This is a genomic window from Neobacillus sp. plas4 (assembly GCF_057221695.1).
Genome location: NZ_CM170152.1, coordinates 3,759,824 through 3,783,324, shown reverse-complemented (window position 1 = coordinate 3,783,324; position 23,501 = coordinate 3,759,824). Strand labels below are relative to the sequence as shown.

Genomic DNA, 23,501 nt, shown 5'->3' with positions numbered 1-23,501 from the left:
ACATGATTTTATTTTTAGCAGGCACAAGTGATGCGAGAGCATTAGCCATTCAATTACAAAATCAAGGCTATCCTTTATTAGCAACAGTTGTCACAGAATCTGCTGCCGAAAGTTTAAATGCCCACCATATTCCTAATCAAGTCGGGCGGTTATCAGTTGATGACATGATGGCGCTTATTCAGAAGGAAAAGATGACCTGTGTCATCGACGCCAGCCATCCATATGCGGAAGAAGCGTCGAAAACGGCAATGGCAGCAGCAAAAGTATGTGATATTCCCTATATTCGTTATGAAAGGCCAGAAGAACAGTTTATTTCTCCGCTAATTACAGAAGTTGAAAGTTATGAAGAAGCAGCCAAATTAGCTCAATTTCATAAAGGAACGATCATGCTGACAACAGGCAGCAAAACGTTAGAAATATTTGCTAAATATTTAATGCGTGATGAAATCCGGCTTATTTGCAGAATGCTACCAAATATAGGGAACATGGAAAAGTGCAATAGTTTAGGTATTAAACAAAAGGACATTATTGCGATGCAGGGCCCATTTTCGGAATCATTAAATAAAGCACTATGTGAGCAATATAATGTGTCTCTAATGATTACAAAAGAAAGCGGCAAAGTGGGATCTGTAGATGAAAAAATGACAGCTGCTCTACAATTAGGGATTCCTGTTATTTTAATAAAACGGCCAGCGATTGAATATGAAAATTTTTGTACTTCTTTCGAAGAAGTAACTCAACTATTAGGAGGTTTTATTCTTGGCAAACATGAACTTTAATACAAAGTTTATTCCCGTAACGGTAGATCCAGACAAGATTTATGATCACAGTTTCGCCATTATTAAAGAGGAAATGGGCGAACATTCATTTACAGATGAGCAATGGCTAGTTGTTCGACGGGTGATTCACGCTTCAGCAGATTTTGAGTTAGGCCGCAGCATGATTTTTACACCTGATGCCATTGAGGCAGGGGTTCAATCCATTTTAGCGGGCCGACATGTAGTGGTGGATGTACAAATGATCGAAAGCGGTTCAGGACGGAAACGATTCCAAAAGCATGGCGGGGATTTACATTGTTATATTGCGGATGAAGATGTCTCAAAGGAAGCGAAGGCTCAAGGAACAACACGTGCTATTATTTCCATGCAAAAGGCAACGCGTTTACATGAAGGAGGAATCTATGCCATTGGCAATGCACCAACCGCATTGCTGGAGTTGATTCGATTAATAAAAGATGGTGCTGCAAAACCGGACTTAATTATTGGAATGCCAGTCGGCTTTGTATCAGCAGCAGAGTCGAAAGCGGAGTTAGCAGTGCTGGAAGGGATTCCATTTATTACAAATGTTGGAAGAAAGGGTGGCAGTACAGTGACAGTCGCTGCACTTAATGCCATTTCGATTATGGCGGATGAACGAGCAAAAGAAACGAAATAAAAAAGACCCTTCACAAATGCGTCATGGCTACACGACAGGAGCATGTGCAACAGCGATGACAAAAGCGGCACTGCAAGCACTTGTGAGTGGAAAGGTACCAGATGAAGTTACGATTTATTTACCGGTTGGTCAGTATGCAACATTTAAAGTAACGGCATTTGAAGTCTCAGATGACGAGGTAATGTGTGAAACGATTAAAGATGCCGGGGACGATCCTGATGCTACGCACCAGGCACGAATTCAAAGTACCGTTCGTTATTCAGAAGAAGAAGGTATTCATTTAGATGGCGGGGTTGGTGTAGGGCGAGTAACAAAAGCGGGACTTCCTGTACCTGTAGGTCAAGCAGCGATAAACCCCGTACCGCGTAAAATGATATTTGCTGTTGTACGAGATACAATGGAAAAATTTAAATTGAATTGTGGAATTGAAGTGGTTATTTCTGTACCAGACGGTGAAGAGATTGCTGAAAAAACATTGAATGGGCGATTAGGCATTATTGGCGGAATTTCGATATTAGGTACACGGGGAACAGTGGTGCCATTTTCAAGTTCTGCTTATATGGCAAGTATCGTGCAAGCAATCAATGTAGCAAAAGAATCAGGATGTGAGCATTTAGTCATTACAACGGGCGGACGCAGTGAAAAATTTGCAATGAAGCAGTATCCACATTTAACTGAAGAAGCATTTATCGAAATGGGCGATTTTGTTGGTTTTACGTTAAAGAATATTGCAAGGAAGAAAATTCCCAGGGTTTCGTTAGTTGGGATGATGGGGAAGTTTTCTAAAGTTGCACAAGGCGTTATGATGGTTCACTCAAAAAGCGCACCGATAAGCTTTGAGTTTTTAGCAAGCATTGCCAATAAAGTGGGTGTTGATGAGGCAAAGCAGCGAGAAATTTTACTAGCGAATACGGCTTCACAGGTTGGTGAAATGCTTCAAGGAAACGAGTCATTTTTTGCAGCACTTTGCAAAAACTGCTGCTATTATGCACTAAATCACATGAATACTGACATAAAAGTGTCGACAACCTTGTATGCCATGAATGGAGATTGTTTAGGAAAGGCGGAGAACATTGACAAATTGGATGAAGATGATTGGTATAGGGGATAATGGCGCGGAAGGTTTGCTCCCCCAATATGCTGAGTGGATCAATGAATGTGATGTACTTGTAGGCGGGGAACGTCATTTGCAATTTTTCCCGGAATATAAAAAAGAGAAAAAAGTAATCAAAGGCGGTTTGTCAGCGTTAATAGCTGAATTACAGCAAGAAACACGGAATGCCGTTATATTAGTGTCCGGTGATCCACTGTTTTATGGACTAGGCAGTGTACTTGCGAAGAAGCTGCCATTAGAGATTTATCCATACACCAGCTCGGTACAGCTCGCTTTTTCTAAAATGCAGGACAGCTGGCAGGACGCGTATATTGTCAGCTTGCACGGCCGTTCCATTAAAGGGTTTGCACAAAGAATTGATGGGCGTAAGAAAATTGCTGTTTTAACAGATGAAACGAATTCTCCGCAGGCAATTGCAAAATATTTAAAGCGTTTCGGCATGACAGAATATGATGCCTTTGTTGCTGAAAATTTACAAGGTAAAAACGAGCGCTGCCGCTCCTTCACATTGGACGAGATGGAGCAAACTTCCTTTTTTCCATTGAATGTTGTGATTTTAAAACAGCGTGAGTTAGTCGAACGCACCCCTCTTGGCATTCCGGATGATGCATTTTTTCAGCGAAAACCAGATAAAGGGTTAATTACTAAAAGAGAAATTCGAACTCTTTGTCTGCAGGAGTTAGGTCTTAAAGAAAATAGTATTGTTTGGGATATTGGGACTTGCACTGGTTCAGTAGCGATTGAAGCAGCAAAAATGGCTCGGGAAGGTGCCGTGTATGCAATTGAAAAAAATGAGGGTGACCTTGAAAACTGTTTGGAAAATCAATTAAAACATCGGACAGATTTTGTTGCAGTGCTAGGGAAGGCACCTGATCGTCTGGATGAATTTCCAGATCCACATGCCATTTTTATTGGCGGCAACGGTGGAAATATGGAGCATTTATTGTACACATGTATCTCACGCTTACAGCCAAATGGACGCCTTGTTATGAATATTGCAACGATTGAAAATCTGGCAGAAGCGCTTCAGCGTCTAAAAGCATTAGGCTGTGAAGTATCGATATTACAGGCACAAATTTCAAAGAGTAAACCAATCTTAAATTTAACGCGTTTTGAACCGTTAAATCCAATCTATATTGTGACAGCAAAGAAAGGAAAAGAATAATGAGAATGGGAACGTTATTTGGATTAGGTGTTGGGCCGGGAGATCCAGAATTAATCACAGTAAAAGCATTTCGCAGATTGCAGGAAAGCCCAGTCATTGCATATCCTAAAAAATTAAAGGGCAGTAAATCTTATGCTCATCGTATTGTGGAAGTGTATATTAACCCGGCAGAAAAAGAGATGCTTGGTTTAGTATTCCCCATGACAAAAGATGAAGATACACTGCGTGCTGAGTGGACAAAATCAGTGGAAGCGATTTATAGCTATTTAGTTCAAGGAAAAGATGTAGCGTTTGTGACTGAAGGGGATCCGATGCTATATAGCACATTTATTCATTTAATGAATTTAATGAAATCGATGCACCCAGATGTCCCGATTGAAACGGTAGCAGGTATTTCGTCATTTAATGGTTCTGTTAATCGCTTAGGGATTGCATTGGCTGATGGTGATGACCATGTTGCTATGATTCCTGCTACAGAGGATATGGAAGAAATGCGCCGGGTGATTGAAAGCCATGATGCAATCGTCTTTATCAAAGTAGCAAAAGTTTTAGACGCAATGCTCGATCTCCTGGAGGAAATGAGTTTATTAGAAAAAGCACATGTCGTTACAAAAGTTACTTCTGACGAAGAGGTAATTTGGAAGATTAATGAACTTCGGGGTACAGAATTAAATTACTTGTCATGTATGGTGGTGCGCAAATAATGAAGAAAATTTGGATTATTGGAGCAGGTCCGGGAGATCCGGATTTAATCACGGTGAAAGGTTTAAAGTTATTAAAAGAAGCGGATGTTGTGATGTATACTGATTCACTCGTAAGCGAAACGTTAGTAGCGGAAGCGAAGGAGTCGGCAGAAATTATCCGCACAGCAGGGATGCATCTCCAGGAAATGGTGGATTGTATCGTCGAGCGTGTCAATGCAGGCAAAACGGTTGTACGTTTACATACAGGCGACCCGGCGATGTACGGGGCAACGATGGAACAAGTGGCACTGCTGAAGCAGCATGATATTAGCTATGAAGTTGTGCCAGGTGTAAGTTCTGTTTTTGCATCTGCAGCAGCTGTTGGCGCAGAGCTGACGATTCCTGATTTAACCCAAACGCTTATTTTAACACGTGCGGAAGGACGTACACCTGTGCCTGAGCGTGAAAAATTACAGGCACTGGCAAGCCATCACTGTACGATTGCCATGTTTTTAAGTGCAACATTAACAAAGAAAATTACCAAAGAACTGCAGGCAGCAGGCTGGGCAGACGATACACCGGTTGCGGTTGTGCAGCGTGCTTCGTGGCCAGACCAAAAAATTGTACGGACAACAGTTGCTGAATTAGATGAAGCAATGCGCGTCAATGGTATTCGCAAGCATGCGATGATTCTAGCAGGCTGGGCATTGGACCCGGATATCTATGAAAAAAATTATCGTTCGAAGCTATATGACAAAACCTTTACTCATGGCTTCCGCAAAGGTGTGAAGGAGAATGATTAGTTTACGTGAAGGTGAAATTCCTGTAATAGAAAAGCGCAAACCATATGCTCTCGTCGCCATAACGAAACATGGGGTGGCACATGCAAGAAGCTATGCGCAAAAATTCCCATATGCGGACCTTTATTATATGAAGAAATTCGAGCAGGGCGACGAAAAGGCGCGCCAAATTCAGTTATTTGATGGTACGGTTCGCCTATTATTGCCCGCTTTGTTCCAGCAGTATAAAGGAATCATTTGCATCATTTCCCTCGGTGCTGTCGTTCGCATGATTGCTCCGCTTTTGATTGATAAAAAGAAAGATCCTGCAGTGTTAGTGGTGGATGATAAAGGTCAGTTTGTCGTCAGCGTATTATCGGGTCATATTGGCGGTGCTAATGCCTTAACCCATGAATTTGCCAATGCGATTGGTGCAGCACCCGTTGTTACAACCGCATCAGATGTTCAAAAAACAATTTCAGTTGATTTATTTGGCGCACAATTTGGTTGGATTTGGGATAGCGAAGAAAAATTAACACCCGTTAGTGCTTCGGTTGTAAATGAAGAGCATGTTGCAATCGTCCAAGAGACGGGAGAAAAAAATTGGTGGATGTACGATCGCTCAATGCCAGAAAATTTGAGAATTTATCCATCAATAGATGAAGCGATCATGGCAAAGCCACAAGCGGCCCTTCTTATTACAGATCGGTTAATTGAGGCGCATGAAGAGGTGCTGCTCGAGAACGGCGTTATATATCGTCCAAAATCAATTGTACTTGGCATTGGCTGTAATCGTGGCACGGTAATGGCAGAAATTGAACAAGTCATAGATGAAACATTAGCGGAGCTGCGTTTAAGTAAAAAAAGTGTCAAAGCAGTTGCGACCATCGACTTAAAGAAAAACGAAACAGGCCTGCTTGAATTAACGGCTAAACATAACTGGCCGTTTGTAACTTACACACCTGACCAGCTAAATGAAATACCAATGCAAAACCCATCAGAAACAGTCTTTAAATATACAGGTGCATATGGGGTCAGCGAGCCGGCCGCATTGCGTTATTCGAATGCGAAAGAATTACTGCTCGAGAAAAAGAAAAGCGGAAATGTGACCATTTCCATTGCACGTTTCAACTTTCAGGAGGAAGTACAATGAATCGATTTGTTCTAGCCGGCACAGGAAGCGGTGTTGGAAAAACAACATTCACAATCGGCATCATGCGTACGCTTATGAAGCGTGGATTAACAGTCCAGGGCTTTAAATGCGGTCCTGATTATATTGACCCAACGTATCATACAGCTGTCACAAAACGCCCTTCTCGTAATATTGATAGTTTCATGATGTCCCATGATACAGTCCGTGCCATTGTCGCAAGAGCGAGCCAAGATGCAGATGCAGCAATTATTGAAGGAGTGATGGGCTTTTATGATGGCAAATCCCCATTATCAAATGAAGGATCTGCTGCTCATATTAGTGTGATTACAAAAAGTCCCGTCATTTTAATTGTCAATGCAGCAAGTATGGCAAGAAGTGCGGCTGCGATTGTCAAGGGATTTCAAATGTTAGATGAAAGCTCCAATATTGTTGGTGTTATTGCCAATCAATTAGGAAGTAAAAGCCATTTTGAAATTGTCAAGGCAGCGATTGAACAAGAATGTGGAATTCCAGTCATTGGCTATCTGCCAAAAGGAGCTGTACCTTCGATGCCAAGCCGTCATCTCGGTTTAGTTCCCGCCATTGAACGTGGTGATCTAGATTCCTATTTTAATAGTCTTGCAGAAGCAATTGAAGAAACAGTGGATATTGAACAGCTGCTGGAAATTACAAAAACACAATCATTGGACGTTACTGAATCTATATTTGATGTACAGGAGCAAAGACAAGAAGTACATATTGCAGTTGCAAAGGATGCCGCTTTTAACTTTTATTATGAAGAAAATTTAGAATTACTCCGTGCATATGGTGCCACCTTGCATTACTTTTCTCCATTACAAAATGAGGAAGTTCCAGAAAAAGCGCAGGGGCTGTATATTGGCGGCGGTTTCCCGGAAGAGTTTGCGGAACAATTGGCGAAAAATGAAGAAACAAAGCAATCAATAAGAGCCGCTCTTAAGCAAGGGATGCCAACATTAGCGGAATGCGGCGGTTTTATGTATTTAACAGAGGAAATTGTGAATCGTCAAGGACAGGTTTTCCAAATGCTCGGAATCATTCCAGGACATGTACGGATGCAGGATAAATTAGCGGCACTTGGCTACCGGGAAATTACAGGTGTTCCAGGGAACTTTCTAATCAATGAAGAGGAGCAGGCAAAAGGGCATGAGTTCCATTACTCAACGTACGAGGGGAAGCATACATCACCAGCTTATTTTAGTAAAGGCCGTTTGCGTGCTCAGCAGGAAGGTTATCTACATAAAAATATTGTTGCTGGCTATACACACTTTCATTTTGCTTCGAATCCACAGCTTGTGAAAAACTGGCTTACAGCATGTTTGGAGGTAAACAATGAATTATTTCCCACTATTAATGAATATTGACTATAAAAAGGTTGTTATTGTTGGGGGCGGACATGTAGCACGTCAAAAGGTGGAAGCGCTGCTGCCAACAAATGCGCTAGTGACAGTGATAAGCCCAGAGGTAACCGAAAAATTGCAGCACTATATCAATGAAGGGCTTGTGACATGGAAAGAAAAAGAATTTGAACCTGCTGATTTAGATGATGCAGCACTGATTTTCGCCGTTACAAATGAGGAAGAGGTAAACAATGCAGTGGAAGAAGCGGCCCAGCATTGGCAATTACTCAGCCGTGCGGATGCAAAAGGACGTGTTGATTTCATCAATCCAGCAGTAGTTCGCCGCGGTGATTTCGTTTTGACTGTATCGACGTCTGGAGCAAGTCCAGGTCTGACACGCCAGGTAAAGACGAATTTAGAAGAGCAATTTGGAGTACATTACGCGCAGTATGTTGCTTTTTTAAAGGAAGCACGGCAGCACATTTTACAAGTGTCTACAGGCGATGAGAAAAAACAGCTATTAGCAGAGCTCCTGGATCCACAGTTATTACAATGGATCGAGCAAGATGAAAAACAAAAATGTGAAGCGTGGCTGCAGCAGCGTATAGGAGAAAAGCGGTGAGCGGATTTGTATATATTGTAGGAGCTGGTCCTGGTGACCCAAAACTATTGACGATTCGTGGATTAGAGTGCATTCAGCAAGCAGATGTGATTTTATATGACCGTCTGGTGAATGTTGAATTATTAAAACATGCGAAGCCTGACGCCGAGCTGATTTATTGTGGAAAAGAACCCGGCAGGCATGGACTGATTCAAGATGAAATTCATCGTGTGCTAGTGGAACAAGCCAATCTTGGCAAGCAGGTTCTCCGCTTAAAAGGCGGTGACCCATTTGTCTTTGGACGTGGTGCAGAAGAGGCCGCGATTTTACGTCAAGCCGATATTCCATTTGAAATCGTGCCTGGTATTACAGCGGGAATTGCTGTGCCTGCTTATGCAGGGATTCCTGTAACACATCGTGATTATGCTGCAAGCTTTGCAATTGTTACAGGTCATGGCCGTCAAGAAAAGGAGCAGGATTTTTTAAATTGGTCCGCGCTAGCTCAAATTGATACGGTGGCCTTTTATATGAGCATTGGCAATATCGCGCATATTACGAAAAGCTTAATTACCTATGGCAAAAGTGAATCAACACCTGTTGCCGTCATTGAATGGGGCACAACCAAAAATCAGCGTACGATTACAGGCAATCTATCCACGATTGCACAAGATATTCAAAAACATCGTATCTCTAATCCATCCATGATTTTAGTTGGTGAGGTTGTTAGCGTACGGGATCAAATTGCCTGGTTTATAGAAAAGGAGCATGAATTATGTTAGATGCATTAAAAAAACGCCGTGCGATTCGCCAATTTGAAACGCACGAAGTCGAACGTGACAAAATTGAGACTTTATTAGAAGCAGCAACGTATGCACCAAATGACCGTATGCGTGAGCCCTGGCATTTCTATGTATTACAGGGCGATAGCTTAAAACGATATGAGCAAGTGGCGCTCGATTATTTACAAAAACGCTTCCCAACAAAACCGCATTTAGTGGAAAGCTCAATGGAAGCTGTCACAAAGACACCGCTTGTCATTGTCGTGACTTCTGCGATTGTCGATGGAGACGAAGGTGCAACAAAAGATAATACCTTTGCAGTCAGCAGTGCGATTATGTCGATATGGTTAATGGCTGAACAGCTTGGTTTAGGCATGGTATGGCGTACACGCGGTGTTGGCTTAGTGCATGATACAGCATTACATGATTTTATTGGTGCGTCGGTTGGGGAGCAATTAGTAGGGACGTTATGTATTGGTTACCCTGCAGAAGAAATCACTTCCGCGAAAAAGCGTACACCATTTGCAGAAAAAACCACTTGGCTATAAGGCGGTTTGTACGTGGCACGATTGTACGGGCAACTGTTGCAAATACTGTATGATTGTCCATTCGTATTGTGGAGATTAAGGAGAAAATTCAATGATAAAAAGCCCCCCTTTACAAATTGATTTTGAAAAGCTGTGGAAAGACGGCATGTTAGACTGGCATGGCAAGATGCCAGAAAGAATGATTCATGATGAACTGGAAGAAGCATATTGGGCTCAGTCCATGATGAAAAAAACATACAAGCAAACAGATAACTATGCAAAAAAAATTTATGAAAAAATGAAACATTATATCCCCAAAAATTCAAGTTGTATTGAAATTGGGCCGGGATGGGGCAACTATACATTCCCACTCAGTCAAGATGTCAAAAGTTTAACGTTAGTTGATAGTTCTGAAAGTGTACTTGCCTACTTAAAACAATACTTTGAAAACGATGCACCTGTTCAGTTCGTTCAAAGTAAATGGGAAGAAGCGCAAATTGAGCAGCATGATGTTGTTATTGGGGTGAACTGCTTTTATCGTATGTATGAAATGAATGTGGCGCTGAAAAAAATGAACAGGCTTGCTAAAAAGCGCGCCATCATTGGTTTAACAACAGGACCTATTCAGCCGCATTACGTTATTTTAGATGAGCAGTTTGGCTATGACATTAAATATCCTCGCCGTGATTATATTACCATCGTTAACATGCTGTATCAGTTAGGGATTTATGCAAATTGTGAAATGCTCAAGCTGGAGCGTGTGTATCGTTATGATACATTACAGCAATTATATGAAGCACAAAGCAAAAAAATCTTATCACCACAGTTTGACATGGCGCATGTGAAAGCATCACTCGAACGCTTTATTAGTATGGAGGATGACCAGTATGTGTACCGTCACCCATTCTATGCAGCGATCATAAGTTGGGAGCCAGTGAAGTTACATAACTAAGTTTCGTTTTGCCATTTCAAATATGGGCTTTTAATCGGCGGCACTGTTGATATAACAAAGAGACATAGAGGCTACAAGATGATGGAAGAGGGGGAGGTCACTATATGACAACCTGGAATTTAACGCAAATGCAGCGTCACTTACTCATTTGCAATGGTGCAACCTGTATGGGAGCAGGAGCTGAAGAGGTAACCCAGCAAATTCGTGATGAGATCCGTAAAAACCGTTTGGATGAGCATATTCATACATCGCGTACACGCTGTAACGGTCGTTGTAAAGATAAATGTGTCGTAATTGATTACCCAAAAGGGACATGGTATTCGGTTCAACATGAAGAAACCGCACGTGATATTGTTCATGAAGCAGTTGAACAAGATGCGATCATTTACTCAATGGAGCACGGTGTGCGGAAACGCAGCGAAAATCGAATTAAAGGAATTGATAAATACAAGAAAGATAAAGGACCAATGAAAAAAGCTGTATTATTTGTTGGACATGGCAGCAGGCTCGAGGCAGGGAATATAGAAGTTCGGGAATTTATCGGGCAAATGAAAGAATACATTGATCCAGCCCTTTTAGTAGAAACATGTTTCTTAGAATTCGCGTCACCAAATATTGAAGATGGGATTCAGTTGTGTGTTGAACAAGGTGCGGATGAAATCCATGTAATTCCCATCATATTATTACATGCAGGACACTCAAAACTCCATATTCCAGCAGAAATCGAACATGCTAAAGAGCATTTCCCCGATGTTCAATTTACCTATGGCCAGACGATTGGTATTCATGAGGAGGTCTTTGAGATTTTAAAATCAAGACTTACTGAAGCAGGTTTTGATGTGGATCAAAATCATGAGGATACGGCCATTTTATTAATTGGACGAGGCGGCAGCGATCCATATGCAAATGGTGATTTTTATAAAATCAGCAGATTATTGTGGGAGAAATTAAATGTACCAATCGTTGAAAGTGCCTTTATGGGGGTAACGACGCCAACTGTGCAGGATGGGATGGAACGCTGTATTAAATTGGGAGCAAAAAAAATCATCATGCTGCCGTATTTTTTATTTACGGGAATTTTAATGGAAAGAATGAATAAAATGGCCGAACAGTTTAAAGAGTCTTATCCGCATGTATCAATTGATATTGCTCAGTATTTTGGCTATCATCCAAAGTTAAGAACGGTACTGTTAGAACGTATGAATCAGGCCTTAAACGGTACTTCGACTGGTATGCAAGATTTAGAAAATTTCCGTAAATATGCGAAAGAACATGGGTATGAACATCATCATCACCATAATTAATGGATAGATAACCGGTTTTTGTTTTATAGGCCGGTTCTTCTTAGTCTAGTAGCTGGTTATACTCATTTTCATTTTGCCTCTTGCCCTGAAATGGTTGAGAACTGGATTAGAAAATGTTTAGATAATAGGGGGAAAGAAATATGAATCAACCAATCAATCGAAATGGCTTAACACTGGTGTATACCGGTCATGGAAAAGGAAAAACAACATCCTCTTTAGGGTTAGCACTTAGAGGAATTGGCAGAGGACTGAAAGTGAAAATCTATCAGTTTATCAAATCACCTGAACGTACATATGGTGAACAAATAGCCCTGAAAAAGCTAGGTGTGGAAATGGTTCAACTGGGAATTGGTTTCACCTGGACCAAAACACCAGAGGAACATAGAGAAGCCTTAAAAATAGGATGGCCGAAAGCAAAGGAAGCGGTTATGAGTGGGGAGTATGATTTGGTAATCTTAGATGAACTGAATAATGCGTTAGCCATTGATAAGTTTCCAATCGATGATGTTTTGCCTCTTAACGAAGTCATAGAATTAATCAAAAATAAACCTTCCCATGTTCATCTTGTTATTACCGGAAGAGATGCCAAGCAGGAAATTAAAGACATAGCTGATCTTGTTTCAGTCATTGAAGCGGAAAAACATTATTACAATGAAGGCGTTCCCGCTGTAAAAGGAATAGAATTTTAGAATCATAAAGGAGGCTTTGATATGAGATTAATATCCATTTGTCCAAGTAATACAGAATTAGCAGCTTACTTAGGTTTAACTTCTTCGTTGGTAGGAGTGGATAACTACTCGGATTGGCCGGAGGATATTCAAACATTACCGAGACTGGGGTCAGATTTGGACATTGATATGGACAAAGTGGAAAAATTACAACCAGATTTAGTATTAGCCTCGCTTTCTGTACCTGGAATGGAACGAAATATCGAAGAGTTAAAGAAACGAAACATACCGTATGTCATTGTCCCTAACCCCAAGACATTAACAGAGGTAGGAGAAAGTATATTATTCGTTGGGGAAGTGACGAATACTTCTGACAAAGCAAACCAATTATTCAAGAAATACAATCATTTTCTCGAAAACTACCGATCTTTATGTAAGCAGGTAGAAAAGCCGGCAAACCTTTATTGGGAATGGTGGGCTAAACCAATTTTTACTCCTGGAGCGACCAACTGGATAACTGAGATTAGTAAGCTCGCAGGGGGAAGAAACATATTTGAGGATATGCCTCAGTCAAGCGTAAAAACGCATTGGGAAGAAATCGTACAAAGAAATCCCGATGTGATTTGCGTTATTTGGGTGGGGGTACACAAAGAAAAAGTGAATCCAAAGGTAATCCTAAAACGCCCTGAGGTGGAGAAGATGGAAGCTATTAAAAATAATCAATTGTATATATTGGATGAACCATTATTTTGCAGACCTTCACCAAGATTATTACTTGGGTTAAGTAAGATAGCAAGTATCCTTCACCCTGATATCTATCCAGAGTTTAACGAAAATAATGATCCTTTATTAGATGAAGAGGTTGAGTTTCAAATTTAATTTAGGTTCTTTTCTAAAAGTTTGTTGCTTTAAGTAGATGAATTTGGGATTGACGCCAAGGGGACGGTTCTGACGCCAAGGGGACGGTTCTCATGGCTTAATAATGGTAATCACTTGCCGAAAAAAAGCCATCAGAACCGTCCCCGCGGTCGTGTTTTGGTAATTTTAGTGTCGTAAAAGACAGGAAAGCATCCCCTTCATCTGAAAGGGATGCCTTTTTCGTTTATAGGAACATTTTTTCTAATTCTAAAGGTTCGATGTACTCTCCATCTTTATAAGCACGCATGTTACCGCCGGAGATTTCATCAATAAGAACGATTTGCTTGTCCGCACCAGTTCGTCCAAATTCAAATTTAATGTCGTATAACTCGATGCCTTTCTTAGCAAGTTCCTCTTTGACTATATTTCCAATTTGCTGCGTAAGGTCTTTTAACACGATGTATTCATCCTTAGATAAAATACCAAGCATATCTAATGCATCCTGATTAATTGGGGGATCTTCGCGGTCATCATCCTTTATGGTAACTTCTACAAATGCATCAAGAGGTTGTCCTTCTTGTGCGTACAAGCCATATCTGCGTAAAAAACTCCCTACTGCACGATATCTGCAAATTACTTCTAGTCCTTTTCCAAATACCTCAGCAGGTTTAACCGTCATGGTTGCTTGTTCGATGTCAGCATCAATATAATGAGTTGGAATTCCTTTTGCTTTTAAAACCTCAAAGAAGTATTTCGTTAGTCTTAATCCCGCACGTCCAGCCCCTTCAATCGTTAGACCCACTGTATTTGCACCTGGGTCAAAAACGCCGTCTACACCTGTAACATCATCTTTAAATTTAAGTAAATAATTACCATCTTCCAATGCATAAACATCTTTTGTTTTTCCTGCGTACGTAAGCTTCATGTTAGATCTCCTCGTGTATGAAATTAAAATTTACTTTGATATAACGCTAATAATTATAATAATCTTAAAATTATAGTTGCACAAGGTAAACATTCCGAAACTAAAAAGGTTTTGATTCGTAACACTGAATAGAAGAAAATAAACCGGGGGTGTTTAAGATATGGATTTTTATTTTTACCTAACCATCATTATAGGCTTTTCTCTAATTTATTATGGGTATGTGAAGAAAAAAGATAATGAACTAAAGATAAAAGAATTGGATTTAGAGGAAAAAAAGTTAGAGTTAGAGATGAAAAAATTGGTTCATGAAAAAAAGACTAGCATACTATGAGGAAATGCTAGTCAGTGGATTAGGTTATTATCGACGATATTATGCCGGCACTTAAACCAAGTATTATAAGGAGTGCTAAGTATGCGGAGGGACCCTAAAGTCTTTTTGGATGATATTTATACTGCTGCAGAAAAAATAAAGGACAAGGGAGAGTAAGGTCCCAGTGTCCCTTTAGAGAAAAATGACTGTTATTCACGTATTATAAACAAACTATTTAGCTATATTTTCATTATTACTAATTCCTATTTGAATTGAAGTTTGGCTATATCCCAGTTTGCCTTTTGTTACGATAAGAATGACCAAAGCGAGCATTGCTAATCCAATAGTAAAAGACAAATCCGATTTTTTTAATTCAGAGTTGGCCAGAAAAGGCTGGATCAAACTAAAGGTATTCAGACTAGCATGAGCCAACATGACAATAAACAAGTTTCCTTGTTTGCAATTGAAAACCCAAGTAAGAATAATCGAAACAGCAAAACACAACATGAGAAAAATCGGCAAATGAGCAAGAATGGTAGAAAGGTTAGAATCAGGCCCACCCTTTTGAGCAGTCGTTAAGAAATGTGGCAGATGCCAAAAAGCCCATAGAATAGCGAGTAGCAGGGTTGCCTTTAAAGGGCCAAATTTGGATTGCATACGTGGTAAAGCAAAGCCTCTCCAACCGATTTCCTCGGGAAAAGGACCACCGCCAAAGAAAACCGTAACGAGATAGAAAGGATATGTAATAAAAAATGCTGCAGTAAGACCTTCGAATTTTGGAATTCCTCCATTTACGATCACCATCCCCACATACATCACAGCAGGAATGAGTACAAGAGCAAATAAGTACCATTTTAAACCGACTTTCACTTTCCAAATACTTTTTCTAATGCGTTTCCATGCTTCAAAACGGATTCCTACTAGGTATTAACTCAATTAAATGCATATGTACAGCAGCTTAATTCAAAATCAGTTAGGTGTTATTTTAATAAATTCAAAAGTATTTGCAACTTTTGTATCGATTGTTTATACTATGGGTAATAGTAATTTAAATTTTCAAAAAATTATATTATTTGTGCACTTAGAAAATAAAATTAGTTGCGTCTTAGGGGGTATGATAAAATACACTGGGGTGAATTTAAATGGCTGAACAATCATTAAGAGATCGAATTATAGAAACATCGCTTCGCATGTTTGAAGCAAAAGGCTTTCACAAAGTGACTGTTGATCAGATTGTGAAAGAAAGTAAGACTTCGAAAGGTGGATTTTATCACAATTTCACGTCAAAAGATGAATTGCTTTATCTTATCCACGACCATTTTATTTCCTATGTCTTAGAACAAGGGAAAAAAGCAAACGAACAGTGGGATACGCCTACGGAGAGACTCCACGCGTTTATTAAGTCGTTTGTTTCCATGATTGATCTTTATAAATCAGAAGTAACGGTGTTCTATGAAGAGTACATGTATCTAGCTCCTGAATACATTAATGACATTAAGATAAAAAGGGATCAATATAAACAATTAATATTTAAGGTGATTCAGGATGGAATGGATTGCGGTGAATTTCGAGACCTGCCAGTCCCTATTATTTCGATGGCTATTTTCGGAATGGTGAACTGGACCTATAAGTGGTATAAACAGGATGGTCAATACTCAATTGAAGAAATTGCAGACATGTATGCCGATATTATCTTGCATTCATTATTGACTGAGGAAGCGAGGGAAAATCCCAAATTTTCAAAGTTCTTTCTGAAATCCTATCCGCAAGACTTTAAAACTCAGATGTTCTAAAGGGAAATAGTAATGCTAGTTGGTCAGGATTTGGACTGTTTGAAGGTGTCCTGTAAAGGCCTTTGTTTGATTCAGGGTCATGTAAAAGGGTTAGTTTAATTCAAAGACCAACTAGTTGGTCTCTTTAAAAAGGACTAACCTTCAACACATTAAAAGGGTTTATTACTAAGGACCAACTAGTCGGTCTTGCGAAAAGGATAACCTTCAACACAATAAAAAGGTTTTTTATCTCTAAGACCAACTAGTCGGTCTTAGCTGAACTTAAGTTTAACGGATCTTCTTCGTCGTGTTCTCGTTCATAGAGATTTGAAAGTATGTCGAAATCAAACTGGCAGGAGTGTTTATTTATGATAAAAATGCTTGAATTACGAGAAATGATTAGATTAGTTAGCAAGTCTTCCATTCAAGAATTTAGCATAAAAAATAATGGAATCAGAATTACGATGATAAAACAGATTTCAAACCCCGGATTCCCAGAAGAAACCGTTCAAACGGCATTCAACGAGGCGGCTACCACATTGGAACTAGGACCTCAAACTTCAGACCGGGTTGTGCCAAAAATAGAAGATGAGGGATTTAAAGCAGCCTTGCACCAAATTGTTTCGCCTGTAATCGGTGTATTCGCTTCCACCTCTCAAGGTGGCCAACCGTATGTAACCGTCGGTGATCATACCACAAAAGGCACTATTGTAGGTCATTGCAAAGTGGAAAAGTTAGATCTGGATCAGGAAATCATATCCGATGTAGAGGGAGAAGTGGTCGAGTTTCTTGTGGAAGACGGCGAGGTCGTGGAATACGGACAACCGCTATTTTTGGTGAAGTTAAAAAGCTAAGGGGGAAGGTCGAATGTTTAAAAAAGTACTGATTGCTAATCGTGGAGAAATTGCTGTTCGTGTCATTCGTGCATGTAAAGAAATGGGGATTCAAACCGTGGCCGTCTTCTCCGAGGCAGATAAAGAAGCCCTTCATGTAAAATTGGCCGATGAAAGTTTTTGCATCGGGCCGACTGCGTCAAAAGATAGTTATTTAAATATGACCAATATCATGAGTGTTGCCTTGGTATCCAATGTGGATGCCATTCATCCTGGATATGGATTTTTAGCGGAAAATGCTGATTTCGCAGAATTCTGTGCACGAAAGGATGTGACCTTCATCGGACCGGATGCCGAAGCGATTAATAAAATGGGTGCGAAAGCGGTGGCAAGGGAAACGATGAAACGTGCCGGTGTTCCGACTGTCCCGGGTACAGAGGGGCTCGTCGACGATATAGAAGAAGCAGTAAAAGTTGCTAAAACAATCGGTTATCCGGTGATTGTCAAGGCCACAGCAGGTGGTGGTGGAAAAGGTATGCGGGTTGCGAATGATGAGGATGAATTGAGAAAAGCGATTCGCCAAGCGCAGAAAGAAGCTGAAACCGCATTTGGCAATCCCGGTGTTTATTTAGAAAAGTATTTAGAAGAGCCCCGTCATGTAGAAATTCAAATTATGGGCGATCAATACGGAAATGTGGTTTACCTAGGGGAGCGTGATTGTTCGATCCAACGCCGCCACCAAAAACTTGTAGAAGAAGCGCCATCCCCAGCTCTTGATCAGGAACTCCGTGAAAAAATGGGAGAGGCAGCTGTTGCTGCGGCTAAGGCCGTTAACTACCATGGTGCCGGAACCGTTGAATTCCTATTAGACAAACATGGCCAATATTATTTTATGGAAATGAATACCCGCATCCAGGTTGAGCACCCGGTTACGGAAATGGTAACAGGATTTGATTTGATTAAAGAACAAATTTCTGTCGCTGCCGGAAACCCGCTTTCATTTGAACAAAGGGATGTACAGATTAATGGTTGGTCGATTGAGTGCCGCATTAATGCAGAAAACCCTGCAAAGAACTTTATGCCATCTCCTGGAAAAGTAGAGGTCTATCTTCCACCAGGCGGGTACGGCGTCCGGGTCGATAGTGCCGTTTACCCAGGTTATCAGATTTCTCCATTTTATGATTCGATGGTAGCGAAAATTATTGTTTGGGGAAAGGACCGTGATGAAGCGATTCAACGGATGAAGCGTGCATTAGAAGAATTTGTGATCAGCGGTATTAAAACTACGATTCCGTTCCATCTGCAATTATTGGAGCATGAAGCTTTTGTTAAAGGCGATTTTAATACGAAATTTCTAGAATTACATCCGATTAAAATAGAAGATTAAACCCATTGAAAAAAAGGAGCGAAAGTCCATGTGGAAAATGCATGAAATTAGAGAAATGATTAAGCTGTTTGAAGAATCGGCGCTTGAGGAAATGAAAGTCGAAATAGAAGGATCAGAATCCAATATTTATTTAAAAAAGCAAGCAGGAGCAACGATTCAATTAAGCAATGAAACTATCGAAACTGTAAAACCAAGCATGAAGCAGGAACCTGTTGCTGTAGCTGTTAAGGAGGCACCGGCCTCAATGAAAAAAGAAACAGCGAAGTCTGTTCAAGAAGAACGTCTGAAACCAGTTAATGCGGATGATCCAAGTTTAAAGAAAGTCGTTTCACCAATGGTTGGGACGTTTTACAATGCCTCATCGCCTGAGTCACACCCGTTTGTGAGAATCGGTGACAAGGTTGAGTCTTCCACCGTCGTTTGTATTCTTGAAGCAATGAAGCTATTTAATGAAATTGAGGCGGAAGTAAGCGGTGAGATTGTCGATATTTTAGTCGAAAATGGCCACTTAGTCGAGCACGGCCAAACACTGTTCCTTGTGAAACCAGAATAGGATGATAGTTTCCTAGATGAAAGAGGGATCCCTAATGATAATAAATGCAAATATGGATGAAAAAGAAAAGCTAAATAAAGAAAATAGTGGGTTCGCTGAGTTCCCAGCTCCTTCTTTTAATGAGTGGAAACAAGCGGCGGTCAAGGCGTTAAAAGGGGCGTCATTTGAAGAGAAGCTTGTTACAACGACGTACGAAGGGATTGCCATCCAACCAATGTATTCAAAAGAGGATGTAATCGGAATTTCTCACCTTTCCTCATCACTCGGGACCGCTCCATTTGTACGCGGAACAAGGGAAATAGGAGAACAAAGAAAACCGTGGGAGGTCAGTCAAGAGCTGCCTTATGGCACACCTTCTGAATTTAATGAGGCGGTAAAAATCGACTTAACCCGGGGCCAGACGATGGTAAATCTTGTTCTTGACCGTGCTTCAGCATTGGGACAGGATCCGGATCAGGCAGCACCGGAATGCGTAGGGGATAAAGGGGTCTCTATTAGTTCTCTAGAGGATGTCAAAAAAGCCCTTGAGGGAATCAACCTTGAAAAAACTCCACTCTTTGTCCAAGCGGGGATGGTGGGACTCCCTGTCTATTCGATGATTGTTGCAGAGGCAAGGCAGGCGGGAATGGATATCCGTCAGCTGCGCGGTTGTGTGGGAATGGATCCATTGGGGACTTTGGCAAAGGAAGGAACTTTACCAATTTCGCTGCAAAAAGCGTATGAATGGATGGCAAAACTCATCTTATGTTCCAAAGGAGAAACGCCGGAATTAAAGACGATTCTCATCCAGGCTGACCCTTATCACCAAGCTGGCGGAAATGCAGCGCAGGAATTGGCATTTGCATTGGCAACAGGGGTGGAATATATCCGGGAAATGCAGAACAGGGGATTGTCAATCGGAGATGTGGCCCAAAGCATGATTTTTACCTTTTCCGTTGGGTCCAATGTCTTTTTGGAGATTGCAAAGCTCCGTGCGGCACGCCTCCTTTGGTCAAATATTGTTGCTTCATTTGGCGGAAAGGAAGAAGAGCTGAAAATGTCCATTCACGCGCGCACATCTTCCTGGACAAAAACAGTATCCGATCCGTATGTAAATATACTGCGAGGAACAGCAGAGTCGTTCGCGGCTATTATTGGCGGGGCAGATAGTCTTCATGTGTCACCGTTTGATGAAGCCGTTCGATCACCTGATGAATTTTCCCGTAGAATCGCACGAAATACGCAAATTATTTTAGATAAAGAGGCACACCTCTCAAAAGTGGCAGATCCTGCAGGTGGGTCTTGGTACGTGGAATCCCTTACCGATTCACTTGCCAAACAGGCTTGGCAGTTATTCCAGCAAATTGAAGCGAGCAGTGGTATGTTTAATTCTCTTGAGAAGGGCGAGATTCAGGAACAAATAAATGCGATTGCGAATCAGCGATTTACCAATATCGCCCACCGCAAAGAACGCTTGGTCGGAACAAATATGTATCCGAATTTAACAGAAAAAAAGCTTTCTAAGAATGCGGAATCCGTTTATGAAGTACGTTGCAAAGAGGTACGCTCGTACCGGGAGACCGCCTCTCCAGAAGGGAAGGAAACGTTGCTTCAGCGATTGGGAGCCGAACAAAACCTAGAAAGTTTCTTAAAGGTATTTCGTCAAGGGCTCACCATTGGGGAAGTGATGGATACTATTCAACAAAATAATCCAGATGTACCAAGCATCCAAGCGTTGCCTGCCCGCCGAGCATCAGAACAATTTGACTCCTTACGGGAACATGCTGAAAGCTATAAAGAAAAGCATGGTTTTTATCCAAAGGTGTTCCTAGCAAATCTCGGCAAGCCTGCTCAGTTCAAGCCAAGGGCGGATTTTGCAACGGTATTTTTTGAAGTCGGCGGTTTTGAAGTTCTTTCAAATAACAGCTTTGAAACGGTAGATCAAGCTGTTCAGGCTACGGTAGAATCGGAAGCTTCGATTGTGGTCATTTGTTCTCATGATGACGTCTATGCCGATATGGTCCCAACGCTTGCAGGCGAACTGAAAAAGATGAATCCGGAGCTAACGTTATTATTAGCTGGTTCCCCAAGTTCCGAACATGCAGAATTGTTCAAGCAAGCTGGGGTAGATGAATGGATCCATATGAAATCAAATTGTTATCAAGTGCTGTTTGACCTTCAACAGCGGAAAGGATTGGACAATGAGTAGAAATCCAGATTTTACGACCATTGCCTATAATGAAAACGCTCCATCTCTAAAAGGGAAGCTAATGGTTCAAACTTCATTCGAACAAGAAGCATGGCAGACGATGGAACAAATTGCTGTAAAGCCTTTCTATGAAGAAAAGGATTTGGCTGGGATGGAGCATCTTGATTATGTAGCCGGGATTGCCCCGTTCTTGCGCGGTCCTTATCCAACGATGTATGTCACAAAGCCTTGGACAATTCGCCAATATGCCGGATTTTCAACTGCTGAAGAAAGCAATGCTTTTTATCGCCGAAATCTTGCGGCCGGGCAGAAAGGACTTTCGATTGCCTTTGACTTAGCAACGCATAGAGGCTATGACTCTGATCACCCTCGCGTCGTCGGGGATGTGGGAAAAGCAGGTGTGGCTGTCGATTCGATTCTCGATATGAAGGTATTGTTTGATAGGATTCCACTTGATCAGATGTCGGTTTCAATGACGATGAACGGTGCAGTTCTGCCAATCATGGCTTTTTACATTGTTGCAGCTGAGGAGCAAGGGGTTGAGCAAGCGAAACTAACTGGAACCATTCAAAATGATATTTTAAAAGAATATATGGTCCGGAACACGTATATTTACCCGCCAGAAGCTTCAATGAAAATTATCGCCGATATTTTTGAATATACATCCAAAAATATGCCTAAATTTAACAGCATTAGTATTTCTGGCTACCATATGCAAGAAGCGGGTGCCCCAGCAGACATTGAGCTGGCTTATACATTGGCGGACGGCTTGGAATATGTTCGCACAGGGATAAAGGCCGGCATGGATATTGATACATTTGCGCCAAGACTATCATTTTTCTGGGCGATTGGCATGAATTATTTTATGGAAGTGGCGAAAATGAGGGCCGGACGGATGATTTGGGCGAAACTCATGAAACAGTTTAATCCGAAAAATGAAAAGACGATGGCACTCCGCACTCATAGTCAAACTTCGGGGTGGAGTCTGACCGCGCAAGATCCGTTTAATAATGTCACAAGGACCTGTGTGGAGGCAATGGCAGCGGCATTGGGCCATACACAGTCGCTTCATACGAATGCACTTGACGAAGCAATTGCGCTGCCAACGGATTTTTCCGCACGCATTGCCCGGAATACGCAATTGTTTTTACAGGATGAAACGGGAATTTGTAACGTCGTGGACCCATGGGGAGGTTCTTATTACGTCGAATCGTTAACGAAGGAACTTGTCGACCGTGCTTGGGAGCATATTCAAGAAATTGAGTCACTTGGCGGGATGGCGAAAGCCATTGAAACAGGATTGCCGAAGATGCGAATTGAGGAAGCCGCCGCTCGTCGCCAAGCACAAATTGATTCGGGGAAAGAATCAATCATTGGCGTCAATCAGTATCGGCTTGAGAAAGAAGATCCGCTTGAAATTCTTGAAGTAGACAATACAGCGGTTCGCGAAGCGCAACTTCGCAGATTAGAAGAATTGCGCATCAATCGTGATGAGGCATTAGTAAAATCAACCCTTGAGGCAATCACAAAATCGGCTGAAACTGGGGAAGGCAATCTGTTAGCTTTGGCGATTGAGGCCGCACGGGCAAGAGCAAGTCTTGGAGAAATATCGGACGCTTATGAAAAAGTGGTCGGTCGACATAAAGCGGTAATTCGTTCAATCTCCGGAGTCTATAGTGCAGAATTTGGCGAGAACGAACAAGTAGCCGTTGTAAGAGAAATGGCAGCTGAATTTGAACAACAGGAAGGAAGACGCCCAAGAATCATGATTGCAAAAATGGGTCAGGATGGCCATGACCGTGGCGCAAAAGTGATTGCTACGGCTTTTGCAGATTTGGGATTTGACGTCGATATTGGTCCGCTATTCCAAACGCCGGAGGAAACAGCAAGGCAAGCCGTTGAAAATGATGTGCATATCATTGGTATGAGTTCCCTAGCTGCTGGACATAAAACTTTATTGCCTCAATTAATCGAAGAATTGACGAAGCTTGGTCGTGAAGATATCGTTGTCGTTGCCGGCGGGGTCATTCCGGTACAAGACTATGAATATCTCAAAGAAAATGGAGCTGCAGCGATTTTTGGACCAGGTACTGTAATCCCTGTTGCGGCGCAAAAAGTATTAGAAGAAATTAACCGCCGACTTGAGGATGAAATGTAA

General features: G+C 41.5%; 23 protein-coding genes and 1 pseudogene. 22 read left to right on the top strand and 2 right to left on the bottom strand.

Going from position 1 to position 23,501, the window contains the following annotated elements:
* The first annotated feature begins 2 nt into the window (after window positions 1-2).
* The 15 genes from cobK to AC2TFD_RS18780 all read left to right on the top strand — a co-directional run bounded on the left by cobK (window position 3) and on the right by AC2TFD_RS18780 (window position 13,396).
* Window positions 3-779 (top strand): precorrin-6A reductase, encoded by a 777-nt coding sequence (cobK, locus tag AC2TFD_RS18850; RefSeq protein ID WP_484673728.1) that lies wholly within the window; start codon window positions 3-5, stop codon window positions 777-779.
* Entirely contained in the window at window positions 769-1,434 is a 666-nt protein-coding gene (locus tag AC2TFD_RS18845) for a precorrin-8X methylmutase (RefSeq protein ID WP_484676341.1), read from the top strand. Before cobK ends, AC2TFD_RS18845 begins: the two co-directional genes overlap by 11 nt.
* Window positions 1,409-2,545 (top strand): cobalt-precorrin-5B (C(1))-methyltransferase, encoded by a 1,137-nt coding sequence (locus AC2TFD_RS18840; RefSeq protein ID WP_484673727.1) that lies wholly within the window; start codon window positions 1,409-1,411, stop codon window positions 2,543-2,545. Before AC2TFD_RS18845 ends, AC2TFD_RS18840 begins: the two co-directional genes overlap by 26 nt.
* On the top strand, window positions 2,520-3,713 hold the full coding sequence (gene cbiE, locus AC2TFD_RS18835; protein WP_484676340.1) for a precorrin-6y C5,15-methyltransferase (decarboxylating) subunit CbiE: 1,194 nt from the start codon (window positions 2,520-2,522) through the stop codon (window positions 3,711-3,713). Before AC2TFD_RS18840 ends, cbiE begins: the two co-directional genes overlap by 26 nt.
* Entirely contained in the window at window positions 3,713-4,417 is a 705-nt protein-coding gene (cobI, locus tag AC2TFD_RS18830) for a precorrin-2 C(20)-methyltransferase (RefSeq protein ID WP_484673726.1), read from the top strand. The genes cbiE and cobI overlap by 1 nt, the downstream gene beginning before the upstream one ends.
* Complete coding sequence (gene cobM / locus AC2TFD_RS18825) at window positions 4,417-5,199, top strand: precorrin-4 C(11)-methyltransferase (protein WP_335519069.1); 783 nt, start codon at window positions 4,417-4,419, stop codon at window positions 5,197-5,199. The genes cobI and cobM overlap by 1 nt, the downstream gene beginning before the upstream one ends.
* Window positions 5,192-6,328 (top strand): cobalt-precorrin 5A hydrolase, encoded by a 1,137-nt coding sequence (locus AC2TFD_RS18820; RefSeq protein ID WP_335519066.1) that lies wholly within the window; start codon window positions 5,192-5,194, stop codon window positions 6,326-6,328. The genes cobM and AC2TFD_RS18820 overlap by 8 nt, the downstream gene beginning before the upstream one ends.
* Window positions 6,325-7,710, top strand: a complete 1,386-nt coding sequence (locus tag AC2TFD_RS18815; RefSeq protein ID WP_335519062.1) for a cobyrinic acid a,c-diamide synthase CobB — start codon at window positions 6,325-6,327, stop codon at window positions 7,708-7,710. Before AC2TFD_RS18820 ends, AC2TFD_RS18815 begins: the two co-directional genes overlap by 4 nt.
* The gene (locus AC2TFD_RS18810) at window positions 7,679-8,308 is read left to right on the top strand and encodes a precorrin-2 dehydrogenase/sirohydrochlorin ferrochelatase family protein (RefSeq protein ID WP_335567880.1); all 630 of its coding nucleotides are present in this window, start codon (window positions 7,679-7,681) and stop codon (window positions 8,306-8,308) included. The genes AC2TFD_RS18815 and AC2TFD_RS18810 overlap by 32 nt, the downstream gene beginning before the upstream one ends.
* The gene (gene cobA, locus AC2TFD_RS18805) at window positions 8,305-9,066 is read left to right on the top strand and encodes a uroporphyrinogen-III C-methyltransferase (RefSeq protein ID WP_335567881.1); all 762 of its coding nucleotides are present in this window, start codon (window positions 8,305-8,307) and stop codon (window positions 9,064-9,066) included. The genes AC2TFD_RS18810 and cobA overlap by 4 nt, the downstream gene beginning before the upstream one ends.
* Complete coding sequence (locus AC2TFD_RS18800) at window positions 9,060-9,614, top strand: nitroreductase family protein (protein ID WP_484673725.1); 555 nt, start codon at window positions 9,060-9,062, stop codon at window positions 9,612-9,614. Before cobA ends, AC2TFD_RS18800 begins: the two co-directional genes overlap by 7 nt.
* Window positions 9,615-9,705: 91 nt before the next feature.
* Entirely contained in the window at window positions 9,706-10,545 is an 840-nt protein-coding gene (locus tag AC2TFD_RS18795; RefSeq protein WP_484673724.1) for a class I SAM-dependent methyltransferase, read from the top strand.
* 104 nt (window positions 10,546-10,649) lie between these two features.
* Entirely contained in the window at window positions 10,650-11,849 is a 1,200-nt protein-coding gene (locus AC2TFD_RS18790; protein ID WP_335567883.1) for a CbiX/SirB N-terminal domain-containing protein, read from the top strand.
* A 140-nt stretch (window positions 11,850-11,989) separates the two neighbouring features.
* Entirely contained in the window at window positions 11,990-12,538 is a 549-nt protein-coding gene (locus tag AC2TFD_RS18785; RefSeq protein ID WP_335567884.1) for a cob(I)yrinic acid a,c-diamide adenosyltransferase, read from the top strand.
* Window positions 12,539-12,559: 21 nt separating this feature from the next.
* Complete coding sequence (locus AC2TFD_RS18780) at window positions 12,560-13,396, top strand: cobalamin-binding protein (protein ID WP_484673723.1); 837 nt, start codon at window positions 12,560-12,562, stop codon at window positions 13,394-13,396.
* Between the two features lie 223 nt (window positions 13,397-13,619).
* Here the strand turns inward: AC2TFD_RS18780 and AC2TFD_RS18775 are convergent, their stop codons facing one another.
* Window positions 13,620-14,300: a phosphoribosylaminoimidazolesuccinocarboxamide synthase gene (locus AC2TFD_RS18775; protein WP_335517235.1), complete on the bottom strand. Its 681-nt coding sequence runs from the start codon at window positions 14,298-14,300 to the stop codon at window positions 13,620-13,622.
* A gap of 160 nt (window positions 14,301-14,460) precedes the next feature.
* Here AC2TFD_RS18775 and AC2TFD_RS18770 point away from each other — a divergent pair, with 160 nt between their 5' ends.
* Complete coding sequence (locus tag AC2TFD_RS18770; RefSeq protein WP_484673722.1) at window positions 14,461-14,631, top strand: hypothetical protein; 171 nt, start codon at window positions 14,461-14,463, stop codon at window positions 14,629-14,631.
* A gap of 210 nt (window positions 14,632-14,841) precedes the next feature.
* Here the strand turns inward: AC2TFD_RS18770 and AC2TFD_RS18765 are convergent.
* Window positions 14,842-15,516 (bottom strand): annotated as a pseudogene (locus tag AC2TFD_RS18765) (CPBP family intramembrane glutamic endopeptidase); the annotation flags it as partial.
* A 236-nt stretch (window positions 15,517-15,752) separates the two neighbouring features.
* Between AC2TFD_RS18765 and AC2TFD_RS18760 the strand changes: the two are divergent.
* The 6 genes from AC2TFD_RS18760 to scpA all read left to right on the top strand — a co-directional run bounded on the left by AC2TFD_RS18760 (window position 15,753) and on the right by scpA (window position 23,501).
* Window positions 15,753-16,403 (top strand): TetR/AcrR family transcriptional regulator, encoded by a 651-nt coding sequence (locus AC2TFD_RS18760; protein ID WP_335517238.1) that lies wholly within the window; start codon window positions 15,753-15,755, stop codon window positions 16,401-16,403.
* Window positions 16,404-16,750: 347 nt separating this feature from the next.
* Window positions 16,751-17,236 carry a biotin/lipoyl-containing protein gene (locus AC2TFD_RS18755; protein ID WP_484673721.1) on the top strand — a complete coding sequence of 162 codons (486 nt, stop codon included), beginning with the start codon at window positions 16,751-16,753 and terminating at the stop codon, window positions 17,234-17,236.
* Window positions 17,237-17,249: 13 nt separating this feature from the next.
* A complete protein-coding gene (gene accC / locus AC2TFD_RS18750) occupies window positions 17,250-18,602 on the top strand; it encodes an acetyl-CoA carboxylase biotin carboxylase subunit (RefSeq protein WP_307198035.1) in 1,353 nt (450 codons plus the stop codon).
* 28 nt (window positions 18,603-18,630) lie between these two features.
* Entirely contained in the window at window positions 18,631-19,155 is a 525-nt protein-coding gene (gene accB, locus AC2TFD_RS18745; protein WP_484673720.1) for an acetyl-CoA carboxylase biotin carboxyl carrier protein, read from the top strand.
* Between the two features lie 34 nt (window positions 19,156-19,189).
* Entirely contained in the window at window positions 19,190-21,343 is a 2,154-nt protein-coding gene (locus AC2TFD_RS18740) for a methylmalonyl-CoA mutase family protein (protein ID WP_484673719.1), read from the top strand.
* Entirely contained in the window at window positions 21,336-23,501 is a 2,166-nt protein-coding gene (gene scpA / locus AC2TFD_RS18735) for a methylmalonyl-CoA mutase (protein ID WP_484673718.1), read from the top strand. The genes AC2TFD_RS18740 and scpA overlap by 8 nt, the downstream gene beginning before the upstream one ends.

Coding starts and splice junctions, on each gene's coding strand:
- AC2TFD_RS18780 (WP_484673723.1), top strand. CDS start 12,560: ATGAGATTAATATCCATTTGTCCAAGTAATACAGAATTAGCAGCTTAC.
- cobK (WP_484673728.1), top strand. CDS start 3: ATGATTTTATTTTTAGCAGGCACAAGTGATGCGAGAGCATTAGCCATT.
- AC2TFD_RS18795 (WP_484673724.1), top strand. CDS start 9,706: ATGATAAAAAGCCCCCCTTTACAAATTGATTTTGAAAAGCTGTGGAAA.
- scpA (WP_484673718.1), top strand. CDS start 21,336: ATGAGTAGAAATCCAGATTTTACGACCATTGCCTATAATGAAAACGCT.
- AC2TFD_RS18845 (WP_484676341.1), top strand. CDS start 769: ATGAACTTTAATACAAAGTTTATTCCCGTAACGGTAGATCCAGACAAG.
- accC (WP_307198035.1), top strand. CDS start 17,250: ATGTTTAAAAAAGTACTGATTGCTAATCGTGGAGAAATTGCTGTTCGT.
- cobM (WP_335519069.1), top strand. CDS start 4,417: ATGAAGAAAATTTGGATTATTGGAGCAGGTCCGGGAGATCCGGATTTA.
- AC2TFD_RS18820 (WP_335519066.1), top strand. CDS start 5,192: ATGATTAGTTTACGTGAAGGTGAAATTCCTGTAATAGAAAAGCGCAAA.
- AC2TFD_RS18760 (WP_335517238.1), top strand. CDS start 15,753: ATGGCTGAACAATCATTAAGAGATCGAATTATAGAAACATCGCTTCGC.
- AC2TFD_RS18840 (WP_484673727.1), top strand. CDS start 1,409: ATGAACGAGCAAAAGAAACGAAATAAAAAAGACCCTTCACAAATGCGT.
- AC2TFD_RS18785 (WP_335567884.1), top strand. CDS start 11,990: ATGAATCAACCAATCAATCGAAATGGCTTAACACTGGTGTATACCGGT.
- AC2TFD_RS18810 (WP_335567880.1), top strand. CDS start 7,679: ATGAATTATTTCCCACTATTAATGAATATTGACTATAAAAAGGTTGTT.
- AC2TFD_RS18790 (WP_335567883.1), top strand. CDS start 10,650: ATGACAACCTGGAATTTAACGCAAATGCAGCGTCACTTACTCATTTGC.
- AC2TFD_RS18800 (WP_484673725.1), top strand. CDS start 9,060: ATGTTAGATGCATTAAAAAAACGCCGTGCGATTCGCCAATTTGAAACG.
- AC2TFD_RS18770 (WP_484673722.1), top strand. CDS start 14,461: ATGGATTTTTATTTTTACCTAACCATCATTATAGGCTTTTCTCTAATT.
- cobI (WP_484673726.1), top strand. CDS start 3,713: ATGAGAATGGGAACGTTATTTGGATTAGGTGTTGGGCCGGGAGATCCA.
- AC2TFD_RS18740 (WP_484673719.1), top strand. CDS start 19,190: ATGATAATAAATGCAAATATGGATGAAAAAGAAAAGCTAAATAAAGAA.
- AC2TFD_RS18775 (WP_335517235.1), bottom strand. CDS start 14,300: ATGAAGCTTACGTACGCAGGAAAAACAAAAGATGTTTATGCATTGGAA.
- accB (WP_484673720.1), top strand. CDS start 18,631: ATGTGGAAAATGCATGAAATTAGAGAAATGATTAAGCTGTTTGAAGAA.
- AC2TFD_RS18815 (WP_335519062.1), top strand. CDS start 6,325: ATGAATCGATTTGTTCTAGCCGGCACAGGAAGCGGTGTTGGAAAAACA.
- cbiE (WP_484676340.1), top strand. CDS start 2,520: ATGAAGATGATTGGTATAGGGGATAATGGCGCGGAAGGTTTGCTCCCC.
- AC2TFD_RS18755 (WP_484673721.1), top strand. CDS start 16,751: ATGATAAAAATGCTTGAATTACGAGAAATGATTAGATTAGTTAGCAAG.